The organism is Blautia hydrogenotrophica DSM 10507, from assembly GCF_034356035.1.
Taxonomy (GTDB): domain Bacteria; phylum Bacillota; class Clostridia; order Lachnospirales; family Lachnospiraceae; genus Blautia_A; species Blautia_A hydrogenotrophica.
In genome coordinates this window covers 2,130,875-2,143,657 of record NZ_CP136423.1, presented here as the reverse complement: position 1 = coordinate 2,143,657, position 12,783 = coordinate 2,130,875, and the positions used below count along the sequence as shown (strand labels likewise).

At 43.1% G+C, this 12,783-nt stretch carries 24 protein-coding genes and 1 tRNA gene; all 25 read left to right on the top strand.

What is annotated here, in order from left to right:
* The first annotated feature begins 10 nt into the window (after positions 1 to 10).
* The gene (locus BLHYD_RS09940; RefSeq protein WP_005948599.1) at positions 11 to 349 is read left to right on the top strand and encodes a hypothetical protein; all 339 of its coding nucleotides are present in this window, start codon (positions 11 to 13) and stop codon (positions 347 to 349) included.
* Positions 350 to 361: 12 nt separating this feature from the next.
* Positions 362 to 1,807: a phage portal protein gene (locus tag BLHYD_RS09935; protein ID WP_050769885.1), complete on the top strand. Its 1,446-nt coding sequence runs from the start codon at positions 362 to 364 to the stop codon at positions 1,805 to 1,807.
* Between the two features lie 6 nt (positions 1,808 to 1,813).
* The gene (locus BLHYD_RS09930; RefSeq protein WP_005948602.1) at positions 1,814 to 2,047 is read left to right on the top strand and encodes a holin; all 234 of its coding nucleotides are present in this window, start codon (positions 1,814 to 1,816) and stop codon (positions 2,045 to 2,047) included.
* Between the two features lie 3 nt (positions 2,048 to 2,050).
* Complete coding sequence (locus BLHYD_RS09925) at positions 2,051 to 2,359, top strand: hypothetical protein (RefSeq protein ID WP_005948604.1); 309 nt, start codon at positions 2,051 to 2,053, stop codon at positions 2,357 to 2,359.
* Positions 2,359 to 3,576 (top strand): phage minor capsid protein, encoded by a 1,218-nt coding sequence (locus BLHYD_RS09920; RefSeq protein WP_260785106.1) that lies wholly within the window; start codon positions 2,359 to 2,361, stop codon positions 3,574 to 3,576. Before BLHYD_RS09925 ends, BLHYD_RS09920 begins: the two co-directional genes overlap by 1 nt.
* Before the next feature lie 2 nt (positions 3,577 to 3,578).
* On the top strand, positions 3,579 to 3,761 hold the full coding sequence (locus BLHYD_RS09915; protein WP_005948610.1) for a hypothetical protein: 183 nt from the start codon (positions 3,579 to 3,581) through the stop codon (positions 3,759 to 3,761).
* The gene (locus BLHYD_RS09910) at positions 3,733 to 4,110 is read left to right on the top strand and encodes a hypothetical protein (RefSeq protein ID WP_005948612.1); all 378 of its coding nucleotides are present in this window, start codon (positions 3,733 to 3,735) and stop codon (positions 4,108 to 4,110) included. Before BLHYD_RS09915 ends, BLHYD_RS09910 begins: the two co-directional genes overlap by 29 nt.
* Before the next feature lie 60 nt (positions 4,111 to 4,170).
* Positions 4,171 to 4,329, top strand: coding sequence for a hypothetical protein (locus BLHYD_RS09905; protein WP_005948613.1), 159 nt, complete (start codon positions 4,171 to 4,173; stop codon positions 4,327 to 4,329).
* The gene (locus BLHYD_RS09900) at positions 4,320 to 4,622 is read left to right on the top strand and encodes a hypothetical protein (RefSeq protein WP_005948614.1); all 303 of its coding nucleotides are present in this window, start codon (positions 4,320 to 4,322) and stop codon (positions 4,620 to 4,622) included. The genes BLHYD_RS09905 and BLHYD_RS09900 overlap by 10 nt, the downstream gene beginning before the upstream one ends.
* A 17-nt stretch (positions 4,623 to 4,639) precedes the next feature.
* The gene (locus BLHYD_RS09895; RefSeq protein ID WP_322141406.1) at positions 4,640 to 4,834 is read left to right on the top strand and encodes a hypothetical protein; all 195 of its coding nucleotides are present in this window, start codon (positions 4,640 to 4,642) and stop codon (positions 4,832 to 4,834) included.
* Between the two features lie 376 nt (positions 4,835 to 5,210).
* Positions 5,211 to 5,657 (top strand): hypothetical protein, encoded by a 447-nt coding sequence (locus BLHYD_RS09890; RefSeq protein ID WP_005948616.1) that lies wholly within the window; start codon positions 5,211 to 5,213, stop codon positions 5,655 to 5,657.
* Position 5,658: 1 nt separating this feature from the next.
* Positions 5,659 to 5,874, top strand: coding sequence for a hypothetical protein (locus BLHYD_RS09885; RefSeq protein ID WP_040350563.1), 216 nt, complete (start codon positions 5,659 to 5,661; stop codon positions 5,872 to 5,874).
* A gap of 52 nt (positions 5,875 to 5,926) precedes the next feature.
* Entirely contained in the window at positions 5,927 to 6,589 is a 663-nt protein-coding gene (locus BLHYD_RS09880) for a hypothetical protein (protein ID WP_005948618.1), read from the top strand.
* 123 nt (positions 6,590 to 6,712) lie between these two features.
* Positions 6,713 to 7,108, top strand: a complete 396-nt coding sequence (locus tag BLHYD_RS09875; RefSeq protein ID WP_005948619.1) for a hypothetical protein — start codon at positions 6,713 to 6,715, stop codon at positions 7,106 to 7,108.
* 12 nt (positions 7,109 to 7,120) lie between these two features.
* On the top strand, positions 7,121 to 7,651 hold the full coding sequence (locus tag BLHYD_RS09870) for a hypothetical protein (RefSeq protein ID WP_005948620.1): 531 nt from the start codon (positions 7,121 to 7,123) through the stop codon (positions 7,649 to 7,651).
* Between the two features lie 99 nt (positions 7,652 to 7,750).
* Entirely contained in the window at positions 7,751 to 7,924 is a 174-nt protein-coding gene (locus tag BLHYD_RS09865; RefSeq protein WP_005948621.1) for a cysteine-rich KTR domain-containing protein, read from the top strand.
* A gap of 334 nt (positions 7,925 to 8,258) precedes the next feature.
* Positions 8,259 to 8,331 (top strand) — tRNA-Ile (locus tag BLHYD_RS09860).
* Between the two features lie 79 nt (positions 8,332 to 8,410).
* Positions 8,411 to 9,046 (top strand): phage scaffolding protein, encoded by a 636-nt coding sequence (locus tag BLHYD_RS09855; RefSeq protein ID WP_005948622.1) that lies wholly within the window; start codon positions 8,411 to 8,413, stop codon positions 9,044 to 9,046.
* Between the two features lies 1 nt (position 9,047).
* Positions 9,048 to 9,932 (top strand): hypothetical protein, encoded by an 885-nt coding sequence (locus tag BLHYD_RS09850; protein WP_040350564.1) that lies wholly within the window; start codon positions 9,048 to 9,050, stop codon positions 9,930 to 9,932.
* A gap of 80 nt (positions 9,933 to 10,012) precedes the next feature.
* Positions 10,013 to 10,303, top strand: a complete 291-nt coding sequence (locus tag BLHYD_RS09845; RefSeq protein WP_242648394.1) for a hypothetical protein — start codon at positions 10,013 to 10,015, stop codon at positions 10,301 to 10,303.
* Positions 10,304 to 10,314: 11 nt separating this feature from the next.
* Entirely contained in the window at positions 10,315 to 10,791 is a 477-nt protein-coding gene (locus tag BLHYD_RS09840; RefSeq protein WP_005948625.1) for a head-tail connector protein, read from the top strand.
* Positions 10,778 to 11,260 carry a hypothetical protein gene (locus BLHYD_RS09835; protein WP_005948626.1) on the top strand — a complete coding sequence of 161 codons (483 nt, stop codon included), beginning with the start codon at positions 10,778 to 10,780 and terminating at the stop codon, positions 11,258 to 11,260. Before BLHYD_RS09840 ends, BLHYD_RS09835 begins: the two co-directional genes overlap by 14 nt.
* Before the next feature lies 1 nt (position 11,261).
* On the top strand, positions 11,262 to 11,714 hold the full coding sequence (locus BLHYD_RS09830) for a minor capsid protein (protein ID WP_005948627.1): 453 nt from the start codon (positions 11,262 to 11,264) through the stop codon (positions 11,712 to 11,714).
* Complete coding sequence (locus BLHYD_RS09825; RefSeq protein ID WP_005948628.1) at positions 11,692 to 12,210, top strand: hypothetical protein; 519 nt, start codon at positions 11,692 to 11,694, stop codon at positions 12,208 to 12,210. The genes BLHYD_RS09830 and BLHYD_RS09825 overlap by 23 nt, the downstream gene beginning before the upstream one ends.
* Positions 12,211 to 12,224: 14 nt before the next feature.
* Positions 12,225 to 12,779, top strand: coding sequence for a hypothetical protein (locus BLHYD_RS09820; protein ID WP_005948629.1), 555 nt, complete (start codon positions 12,225 to 12,227; stop codon positions 12,777 to 12,779).
* Positions 12,780 to 12,783: the final 4 nt, after the last annotated feature.

Genomic DNA, 12,783 nt, shown 5'->3' with positions numbered 1-12,783 from the left:
GAGGTAAGTTATGTACATGGCATTAACCGAAGAACAGGCGAAGAAAATCAGAGGCTTGGGAATATCTGTGATTGAATGGAAAAGGTGCATACGCAACAATGTAAATGTTGGAATTTATGCAATAAACAAAGCTGCTGAAAAAGCAGCACAGGCATGGAAGAAAATCTTAGATGTCATAAATGATTTTGTTGACATGGCAAAATTGGTTATTGAAGAAATCAAAGAAAAATTTCACTTTCCTGTGTCACGTCGGTATAAGTTCGTGAAGATTCTCGGTGCTATGGGATATGACAAACAGCGTGTATGGACGTTGACAAGGCATACACGGCTTGCAAGAAGTAATTGTTAAGGAGTGAAGAAAGTGGGGCTGATAACATGGATAAAGGCGGTGTGGAATAGATTGTTCAGGAAAGAGATAGAGGAGCGGTTTCAGGCGGATATACAGCTTTCTTCTGTTATGGAATCGGCGATAAATAAATATTACAATATCACAGCCGGAAAGTCGCCGTGGTTAGACCCGGACGACGACATAGAGAGTATCAACTTTGCTGGGTACATCAATGACGTGACAGCCGGGCTTGTAACGCTTGACTTAGGCATTGATATTTCCGGCGGAGAGCGTGCGGAGTATTTGCAAAAACAGGCTGATTATGTACTGGCGGTTATTACAGACAAGGTGTCGGAGGCGTTGGGGAATTGTGGCATTATGTTTAAGCCGAATGGAAATGACGTGGATTACATAGAGCCGGGGAACTTTGCACCGACAGAGACAGATAGCAACGGAAATATTCTAGGCTGTGTATTTCAGAGCCAGATAGATCGGGGAGATTGGCGTTATACCCGGTTAGAGTGGCACAGATTCGAGAATACCACGTTAGAGGACGACACGGAGGGAAAAGTATACCGCATTACCAACTACGCTTACAAAGCAAGAGCCGGAAGAATGGCTACAAACCAGTTGAGTATAGGAGACCCTTGCAAGCTGACAGAAGTCAGGGAATGGGCGAACATTGAACCGGATATATCTCTGCTGAATGTGGAAATGCCGCTGTTTGCGTATTTTAAGAATCCGGCGCCGAATCGCATTGACCGGACAAGCCCGTTAGGTGTTCCGGTGTGGCATAATGCGCTGAAAGAATTAAAAGACCTTGATATAGCGTGGAGTAGAAAGTCTGGAGAAACCGAGGATAGTAAACATATGACCTTCTTGCCGCAGTCAGCTATTAGATATGCGGAGCAACATAATATAAAATTACCGCGATTCCTGAAAGGCGTTGAAATGGGTGTGGGTGTAGAAAAAGACAATATGGTGCATGAGCACGTATCAACTTTACTCACAGAGCAGCGTATTAAGGATATAAATTCTATCCTTTCCATGATTTCAACAAAATGTGGATTCTCTCAAGGTATGTTTGCACTAGACGAAAAGACAGGAATGATGACGGCGACACAAGTAGAGGCAGACGATCAGGAGACAATCAGGACAATCAAAAATATCCGTGACGCATTGCAGGACACAATTACACAGCTTTTATATGGCTGTAATGTTATGGCAGACCTTTACATCAATACGCCGCCGGAATTATGGGAAACGCTCAAAGAGGGCATGTCCTTTAGTTTTGGAGATATTACATACAACTATCAAGAGGACATGGCGAACTGGTGGAAATACAGGATTCAGGGGGATGTGCCGCCGTGGATGTATTACGTGAAGTTTGAAAAAATGAGCGAAGAAGAAGCGAAGAAAATGATTGAAGAAGCGCAGCCAAAAGAGGATACGCTTTTCAATAAATTCAAGGAAGAATAAAGGAGAATGATTATGAAGAATAAAGAGTATTGGATTAACTGGGCAAAGGCGGCAGGAATAAGAGCTGTTAAAACAGTGGCGCAGTCGGCTATTGCGGCTATTGGAGCGTCTGCTATGATTTCAGAGGTTGATTGGGTAGTGGTAGCGTCTACCGCTGTACTGGCGGGCGTGGTGTCGATTCTGACAAGCATTACAGGATTGCCGGAGGTAAGTGTACCGGAAATCGAAACGGAGGAATAGACTATGAAGTATAGGAAAAGGCCAGTTGTAATTGAAGCGTTCCAGTATGATGGAGACATGATAAATTCTAGTGGGAAACCATATGTTCCAGAATGGGCAATTAGTGCAGTGAATAATAATACCATGTACTATGATGGATCAGAGTTGTTTATTCACACCCTCGAAGGTGACCACCATGTAACAGAGTTGTTTATTCACACCCTCGAAGGTGACCACCATGTAACAGTAGGAGATTATGTTATTCAAGGTATAAATGGAGAATTATATCCATGCAAACCTGATATTTTTGAAAAGACATACGAGGCGGTTTAATGCTTACACCAGAATACCTATACCGCATAACCGAAGGGGCTGAGGATATTGCTTCCCAGCTTCATAAAAATATATTGGATAAGATTATAGCCCGTATGATGGCAAGAATCGGACGGGGCGAGGACTATCTTCTTACCGCAACAGACAAATGGCAAATTGAAGTATTGCAAGAGGCTGGCTATCTTCTGGAAGATATACAAAAAGAGCTTTCCGACAAGACCAAGAAACAGGTGCAGGAAATTAAAGAAGCTATGGAAGAAGCAGGAGTAACAGCCTTGCAGTGGGACGATAAAATCTATCAGGCCGCTGGACTGTCTCCCGTTCCTCTCCTGCAATCTCCGGCACTTATGCGTATCATGCAGCGGAATTATGAAGCTACCGCGGGGGAATGGCGTAACTTCACTAAGACTACCGCAAACGAGGCTCAGAGGCTTTTTATCAATCAGATGGACAGCGCTTATAATATGGTTGTTTCTGGGGCTGTATCGTACACAGAAGCTGTCAGAGACGTTATAAACGATGTGTCGGAAGTAGGAATGAAAGTTAGTTATCCATCCGGGTATAAGCTGTCTATTGAATCCGCAACAATGATGATCGTTCGGACTGGTATATCTCAGGCGGCGGCAGAAGTATCATTGGAACGTATGAAAGAAATGGACTGGGATATTATCCTTGTTTCCTCTCATCTGGGCGCTCGTGTCGGAGACGGAGGGCAAAATCCAGGAAACCATAGCTGGTGGCAAGGGAAATTTTACAGCCGAAGTGGAAAAGATAAGAGATTTCCTCCGTTTTCAGAAACAGGGTATGGCACTGTTACAGGGCTGTGTGGTGCAAATTGCCGGCACTCTTTCGGTACAGGAGACGGAGAAAACAATCCGTTTGAACAATACGACAGCGAGGAAAATCGGAAAGCTTATGAAAAACAGCAACGGCAACGAGCATTAGAACGTCGTGTGCGTGATACAAAACGGAAAATCCAGAATATGCAGACCGCTATTGATAATTGCCGCGATGAAAAGCTGAAATTTGAGTTGCAGCAGGAGTTTGACAGAAAGTCTTATCTGCTGAAAAAGCAGAACACCGCATACAAGCAGTATTGCGAAGATAATAATTTAAAGCCTTATGCGGAAAGATTAAAAACGGCGAAATGGGACAGAGAACAGGCTATGAAAGCGGCAGGAGCGGCAAGGCGGTATCAAAATGCGAAAGGAGTATAATTATGCAGTGTGTGGTTAGGACTTATATAGACAAATACACAAATCCTACATCATCACTTTCAAGAAAATTGAGAGAGGGATATAAGGTTTTGATGGTTAATCGAATTGGAAGTGGAGACTATGAACGCTTAGAATATATTTTGGAGAAAAAAGAAAATGAGCAGATGGAAACCATACAACCCTAATCCGCGTGCTTCCAATGTCGGAGATTGTACCGTCCGAGCAATCAGCAAAGCATTAAATCAGGACTGGGAAACGACCTATGCCGGACTGTCTTTCATGGGATTTTCTTTGTCAGATATGCCCTCGGCTAATCATGTATGGAGCGCGTATCTCCGCCGTAAGGGATTCCGGCGACATCTGGTAGACGACCACAATCAGGATATATACACTGTCCGAGATTTCTGCGAGGACAACCCAAAAGGAACTTACATACTGGCGATTGACGGTCATGTGGTATGTGTGCAGGACGGGTATTATTGGGATTCGTGGGATAGTGGGAACGAGATACCAATATATTACTGGGAGAGATAAACATGGAAAGATGCAGAACATGTAAACATTTTTCAGCCCTTATTGTGGTGCCGTCGGGAATTGGAGAGTGCGAGTATTGCCAGAAAAATCATTGTATATATTGTAACCATTACGGAAGATATTGCAGAGATTACGAACGAGGGGAAAATGATGGGGGCAAATGTGCAGATGAATATGACGATGAAGATTAAGAAGCGGAGGTCTAACGCATGGACGTAATGGACATTATACAGACAATACTTGCAATCTGCGGCGGTATCTCTGTTGTCGGCGGTGCAGCTGCAATAATTAAAAAATGGATTGCCCCTGCAGTGAAATTGAATGATCGGGTAAAGGTATTAGAAGAACACGACAAGAATGACTTTCAGGCGATAAACGATATAAAAGAGCGTGATGGTCTTATTATGGAAGCACTTATTAATATGCTAAATAGCCAAATTTCTGGGAATAACATAGACCAGTTAAAAAAAACGAGGGACAAGCTTATCTCTTATCTATCTCAGCAACAGTAAGGAGAATGCTTTTGAAAGTGTATGATTTTACGGTGCCGGAGCTAAATTACTTCCGAGCGTATTGCAATTTCACATCTGATGAACGTACACTTTTTGAGTATCGTGCCAGAAATATTCCGCTTGAACAGTGTGCGGAGCTGATGAATGTAAGCGTATCGACCATTAAGCGGTTGAGCAGGAAAGTGAATAATAAGATTATAAGGGTGTGCTGATATGGAATATATTACGACATCAGAAATATCGAAAGAAACGGGAGTAAATTACAAGACTTGCTTTAAAGTATTAGATGCGTTGGCAAGAAAGAAATATTTGAAAATAAGATATATTTCTATATGCCCTAAATGCCATACTATTTACAAAGAATATGAAAGCCTTAATGATATTCCTAATAACTTTTCATGTGAGAAATGTAAGGAAAACATAATGGATATTTTTAGTAATACCTATATCACGTTTTCAAAGTGGTAATACTTTTATGATACTTTTCAAGGACTTTGACGAACTGTCAGAGTTCTTTTTTTATGCGTAAAATTAAGTCAAGAAAAGACAAGGTTTAGTCAAGAAATTAGTCAAGACCGGAGGGATAACATGGCATTACCGCTTTATGGATATAACCCGTATCAGTTCGGGCAGGTGAATCCGTTGCAGCCGCAAATGGACAGGTTAGCACAAATGCAGGCACAGTATCAGCAGCCGCCACAACAGCAACAGAATGTAAATCAGGGAATCCTTTGGGTACAGGGAGAAGCCGGAGCGAAGTCCTATCTTGTGGCTCCTAACACAAGTGTGCTTCTGATGGACAGCGAAAATTCACAATTTTACATCAAGACAACAGACCAGGCGGGTATGCCTACTCTCCGTACTTTTGTATATCAGGAAGTAACCGGAACGCCGCAGAATGCCCAGAAACAGACGGAAACAAACCTAGACGATAAATATGTCACTCGGCAAGAATACAACGATTTACGGGGAAAATACGAGGAACTATACGGACTTTTGGAAACGGCCACAAATCCGGAAAGGAAAGGTGATTGATATGCCTAACCCATTATTCAATGCGCTTGTTGGTGGGAGAATGTCGGGGAATGGCCCCCTGAATATGCTTCAGCAGTTTCAAAAATTTAAACAGGATATGCAGGGGAAAAACCCGAAGGAAGAAGTCAGCCGTCTTTTACAGTCTGGAAAAATCAATCAGCAGCAGCTCAACCAGATTCAGCAGATGGCTCGGCAGCTTCAAGGGATTTTGAAATAGTACATAAATCAATGGCCATGATTTTGTAAATACATTGTAAAGGAGAAACATTATGACAGACGGATTAACTGCTTCTGATGTTGCTGTATTAACTGGCAACAATGGAAGAAATAATGACGGCTGGGGTGGAGACGGAGCATGGTGGATTATATTGTTCCTCATTTTTGGCGCTTTTGGCTGGGGCGGTTACGGCAACGGCTGGGGCGGAAATGGTGGAGCAAATTCTCCAGCGTTCCAAGGCTATGCGACACGTGCTGATCTCGATGCAGCGCTGTCCACACAAGGAATCGAAAGCGGAATCCAGAATATTTCTACACAGCTTTGTAACGGATTTGCGGGAGTAAACTCCAACATTTCTAATCTAGGCTACCAGTTACAGGATTGTTGCTGCCAGACACAAAGAGCTGTTGATGGTGTAAATTATAACATGGCAATGCAGACAAACACATTGCAGCAGGCTCTTTGTAGTGGATTCCGCGATGTAATTGACAGTCAGAATGCAGGAACACAGCGTATTATTGACACGATCACTCAGGATAAGATTCAGTCCTTGCAGACTGAGCTTCAATCCGCACAACTTCAGCTTGCGAATGTAAGTCAAACGAACAATATCATCAACACATTACGTCCGACTCCGGTTCCGGCTTATATTACTTGCAGTCCTTATCAGGCGGCTTATGGATATGGCAATGGGTGCGGAAACTGTGCTTGTTAAAAACTTCATATTGAGGTTTCTTCCCGGCACGTCCGGGTTGTTCGGCAAAAGCCGTTATTACTAATGTGAGAGGGTGGGCTGATAGTCTACCCTTTTGCAATATTATGAAGGGAGAATGAAATTATGGCAGATATGGTAAGCTTAGGAACACAGACAGTAAATGTCGGAGACAATGTTGCCTTTACTACAAATAGGATCGGTGGAAATTGTCAGAATATACGTCATGAGCCGGGGAGCGGTAGAGTGACATTGCTGCCGGGTCTTTATAGGGTTGGCTTTAATGGAAACTTTTCAGCAGTGGCAGCCGGAACGTTAGCCTTTGAAATCAGGCAGGACGGAGATAGTATTCCTGGAAGTAAAATCATTACGACAGTTACGGCAGCAGGGTATGGAAACGGTTCTTCTACTGTGGAAGTCCGAGTAAATCGCCCATGTTGTTCTACCTTGAGCGTAAGAAACATTGGAACTGTGGCAGCTATCGTAAGTGACGCAAATCTCGTTGTGAGCAGAATAGGTTAAGGAGGGCAGGCTATGAGTTATAAATTAATGCAAAACATCAAAGAAGAGCTTGATAGAATTGCAGAAAAAGGTCTGAATACTTCAAACCTTGAAACTGCATACAAGCTGATTGATATGTTGAAAGACATGGAAAATGTGGAATACTGGAAATGCAAAGAAGAATATTATGACGCTGTTCTGGCAGAAATGGACGGCGGATATTCCGAAGCCAGAAAGCGTGACAGTATGGGGAGGTATTCCCGCGATGGAATGATGCCAAACTATGACAATGACAATTCCTATCGTGGCACTCGCGGCAAACACTATGTAAGAGGGCATTATAGTCGCGGTAGAGACATGGACACATATAACGAGTACATGGATAAAAAGCATTCCTACAGAGCCGGAAAAGATATGGATTGCAAACAGAAAATGCTCGCAGCACTGGAAGAGCATATGGACGCTCTGACGGAAGAGTTGGAAGGCATGAGCCGCGACGCCGACTGTCGTGAAGAAAGAGACACCATGAAGCGGTATATCGACAAATTAAGAGACATGATGTAAATATGAGGGCGGTGGTTTTGCTATCGCCCTTAAAATATGGGTACAAAGTTTTTTCGCATGTCTGATATAATATACTTAGGATTGTAAAGGAGGTAGAACATGGTAAGAGAAAAATGGATTTATTGTCCTATATGCAATAATAAAACACGTATAAAAATACGTAAAGAAACTATGGCAGAAAACCTACCAGTGTTTTGCCCCAAGTGTAAAATACAATCTATTCTGGACATAGAGCCAGACTTTAAAATAAAAGTAATAACACATATTGTATAGAGCCAGATGCCAGACACAGAGCCAATGAACTTATCGGAAATTCCGACAGGTTTGTTGGCTCTTTTCTTATATTTGTTTTTCTTACACCTCCTTTCTTAGCACACGTCCTTAAAAGAAACGGCTCCGGCCGGAGGTTGAAAAGCGGGCGCAATTCCCGACGTGTGCATTTTGATAAGTGTTGCCTGCGGTGCGGGCTTTAAATGGATATGCGCAATCCGGCTTATCAATAATGCTGAAAAATGCAAAGAACCATCCGACGGGATAACAGTAGATGTAAAACAAACCCACAGGGGGAGGAATAGTACGGCGGGTTCGACTCCTGCCGACCCTGTTTCGGAACATAGCGCAGTTGGTAGAGCACCTGTCTTATACACAGCAAGTCCCTAGTTCGATTCTAGGTGTTCCGATTACCCTGACAGAGGTTTATCTGTCTGAATCCATTACCGCTGACGGGCGGTTAATAAGTAGACGTTTAGGAGGATAAGTATGCAGAACATTGAAGCAATCTTGAAACAGTTTGGTCTTGAAGTACCAAAAGAACAGTCCGAGGATTTCAGAAAAGTATTCCATGAGAATTACAAGACTGTAAAGGACTATGAAAAAGTGGAATCTGACCGCGACAAGTGGAAAGGACAGGCAGAAACAGCCGAAGAAACGCTGAAAAGGTTTGACGGTGTGGACTTGGAAACCATGCAGGCAGAACTTGACACATGGAAACAGAAAGCGGAAACAGCCGAAAACGACTATAAACAGAAGATTTATGATAGAGATTTTTCTGACGCATTGAAAACTGAAATGGAATCCATTAAGTTTTCCAGCGAAGCGGCGAAAAAGGCGGTCATGACAGAAATCAAAGAATCTGGCTTAAAGTTGAAAGACGGTAAGATTTTAGGCTTGTCTGATCTGATCGGGCAGATTAAAGAAAGAGATGCTTCGGCGTTCGTTGATGAACAAAGTGAAAAGGCAAAACAGCAGGCAGCACGGTTTACAACACCGGGAACAGGAAGAAGTACCGGAGGAACGGGAATTATGACAAAAGACGATATTATGAAAATCAAAGACCCGTCCGAAAGGCAAGCTGCTATTGCGCAGAATTTGAATTTATTTGGAAAAGGAGAATAACATGGCGGCAAAAGAAAGACTTACTATGTCTGCCAATATCGCCGTAACAGCGCGGGAGGTAGACTTCGTAACACGATTTGCACGGAACTGGGATTCCTTAAGGGAAATTCTTGGTATCATGCGACCGATTAAAAAGGAAAACGGCACAGAATTAAAATCAAAGAGTGCAAGCATTACATTACAGAACGGAAATGTTGGAGAGGGCGAGGAAATTCCGTATTCCCTTGCTTCCGTAACGGAAAAAACGTATGACAAGATTAAGCTTGAAAAATACGCGAAAGCGGTATCTGTTGAGGCGGTAGCAGATAAAGGCGCAGAGGCAGCTATCCAGATGACTGATGAGGCTTTCTTGAATGAGCTTCAGGGAAATATTCTTGACCGCTTCTATACATATCTGAAAACCGGAACGCTGACTTCGACAGAAACAACTTTTCAGATGGCGGTTGCTATGTCAATCGGAAAAGTGATTGACAAATTTAAAAAAATGCGTAGGAACACAACAAACATTGTTGTTTTCGTGAATACTTTGGACGCATATAAGTATCTTGGAGCGGCAGAACTTTCTGTGCAGACAGCGTTTGGAATCAACTACATTCAGAACTTCATGGGAGCGCAGACACTTATTCTTTCCAGTGAAATTGAAGAAGGGAAAGTAATTGCTACACCGGCTGATAACATTGTTTTGTATTATGTTGATCCGAGCAATTCCGGCTTTGAGCAGCTTGGTCTTGAGTATACTGTTGACGGAGAAACAAATTTGATTGGTTTCCACGCAAACGGAGATTATCGCCACGCAGTAGGTGAATCCTACGCACTTATGGGGCTTACGCTCTTTGCGGAGTACATCGACGCAATTGCAGTTATCACAATTAACTCGGGGGAATAATCGGGTCTGACGTGTTGACGCTTTTCCCGCAAAGTCAGACCCTGTTAGGCAAGCGGGTATCAAGTTTAGTCGGAAATGATTTGAAAGTCCTGAAAGATGGTACTGTAACGGGAACGCTTAAGAAAGTAACTGGATATACGGACTTTTCCAGCAATCCAGAAGAACAAAGCGGGTATTATTTCCCGTTCAAGCTTACTAAGACAGGAACTAAAATGACGCTCAAGAAAAATGGAGTGGCACAACCCGGGAAAGAAAATATGACATTTGACCCGGAGATTATTTTCCGTGTAACTAAAACGGATAAGTTTGCCGTTGAGGTAGATGGCAAACCAGTAGTTACTTTTAATTTCCAGAAATCTACTTTTAAATAGGAGGTTCCGGCATGGCATATGCAGATATAGAGTTCTACAAAACTAAATACTATGGCGATACTGTGCCGGACGAATCTCTTGAACGGTATTTGGAAAAAGCCAGTGACCGCATAGACATGATTACTTTTGACCGTCTTGTGGACGGGCTCCCAGATGATGAACGAGCGCAAACAAAGGTAAAGAAAGCGGTCTGTGCGGTTGCTGATTGCTTGTATCAGATTGACGAAGTGAAGAAAGCGTCTATGGCGACCGTCGGAACGGTAACGAGAGAGGACGGCACAATGACCGGGAAAATGGTTTCGTCTGTTTCTTCCGGCGCTGAAAGTATTTCCTACGTTACGGGAATATCTGGAAGCAATGCTGATATTTATTTTCAGGCGGCTATGGATAAGAAAGTAGAAAACGTACTACTGCGGCAGGTTGCGACAGAGTATCTTGCCGGAGTGGTTGATAACAAAGGAGTTTGCTTGCTCTATGCAGGCATATAAGGAGGGGATACCAATTTATAGCGATACTGTAACGATTTTCAACAAGTATGAAGACCAGACCGGAGCTATACACTGGTATCCTCATGTTCTTTCTGGCGTTGACCTGATTATTGATAAGGCGGCAAACGTAGCAAAGACAGGGCTGGACAGCGCGGACACGGCGAATCTGCACGTTAAATACCATAGCGGTGATGGCACCGTAATGGTAGGAGATAAGCCGTACTTGTCGCCCAAAGAATGGGAGAAGCAGCCGAATGATGATTTGCCGGGAAGTATTACCTTTGCTTCTGGGGATTTCTTCATGCAAGGGGAGTATGCCGAAACACCGATTCTTGATTCTGACTATGCAAATCGAGTGGACAGTGGCTTTTATGATTACATCAACAAGCGGCATGATTATGTATTTCTGATAACCACAGTCGGCGGACCGTATACGGTGATACCACATTTTGAGATTGGAGGGAAGTGATATGGCAAGTAAGACATTTCATTTTCCCGGCTTCTCTTTGGTACAAGGAGATATAAAGGTTGATGTAAGCCTGAATCGTTTTGAAAAACAGTTTCAAGAAGCACAATACTACCTCGACAGCCAAATTATGAACGATATGGTGCCGTATATGCCGCATAGAGACGGGAACTTCGTGAATGTAACACGGTTGCAAAGCGCGGCACTGGCAGGGAGCGGGAAAGTGGTTGCAGCAGCTCCGCCTATGGGCAGATTTCTTTATGAGGGAAAAGTTATGGTTGACCCCGTGACTGGCTCTCCGTGGGCGAGAAAAGGGGCGAAGAAAGTTGTAACAGAGCGACCGCTTACATATAGCAATCCCAAAGCTACACCGCATTGGTTTGATACAGCAAAGGACGCACACGGTAAAGCGTGGGTGAAGGGAGTGAAGCGAATTGCCGGAGGAGGCAAAAAATAAACCGAAACGATATGACATAGACGGATATGACGTTGTAACAAACGCAATTAAGGATTTACTGAACGATTTTCCGGGACTTTTGGAAGGAGAAAGCATAAAGTTCTCTACTTTGGAAGAAGAAAGCGGGATTTCTTTCTATCCCATTTCTGGCGCGGTAATTGCCACAGAAACAACGTCTGTTACTGGAAAGGTCAATCAGCTTTGTAACTATCCGTTTTATGTGGTGTACCGAACATCAGCAGACAGTCAAAACTCCAAAATTGATATAAAGGAGTTTCTGGACAATCTCGGTAAATGGCTTGAAAAACAGTCGATTACTATTGATGGAGAAGTAAAGAAACTAAAAGATTATCCGATGCTGACAGAGAACAGGGAAATAACAGAGATTGCAAGGCAAACCCCGGCATATCTGGACAGCATATCAGAGGGAAACGTGCAGGACTGGGTTATCAGCCTTGCACTGAAATATAGGAACATATTTTACAAGAACAGATAGAAAGGAAAAGAGACATGGCAAAGTTAAATCGTGAAGCACTGGCGCACTATCTTGATACATCTTTTAAGAATGTTGCTGAAAGTGCAGAGTGGGAAATTATTGGTGATGACATCGAAGAAATGTCTAATGAACTTAACCCGGATATGGAAACATTGAAAAACATCCTGGGTCAGACGAAAACAAAGGATAATGGTTATGAGCCGACAATGGATGCCGACCCATTTTATGCAGACCCTGCGAAGAAACTTTACCCGAAAATCAGAGAAATTGCTTTTGATCGTTTAAAAGGGGATTCCTGTAAAACTCTTATGTTAGAAGTTATTGTGGAAGATACGGAGGCCACAAATCATCTGGCGTATGTGCAGGAAGTCATTGTTAAACCGCAAAGTTATGGTGGGGATACAGCGGGATTGAATATTCCATTTCAGGTATCAGAAGATGGAGCAAGAACTAAAGGATATGTATCTGCTACATCGTTAAAAACAGGGAACCCAGAATTTACAGAGGGTGAAATTCCTGATCCGTCTATGCTGAAGTTAGAAAAAGAGACGGAGGGCCTTGGCGTCTAATAAC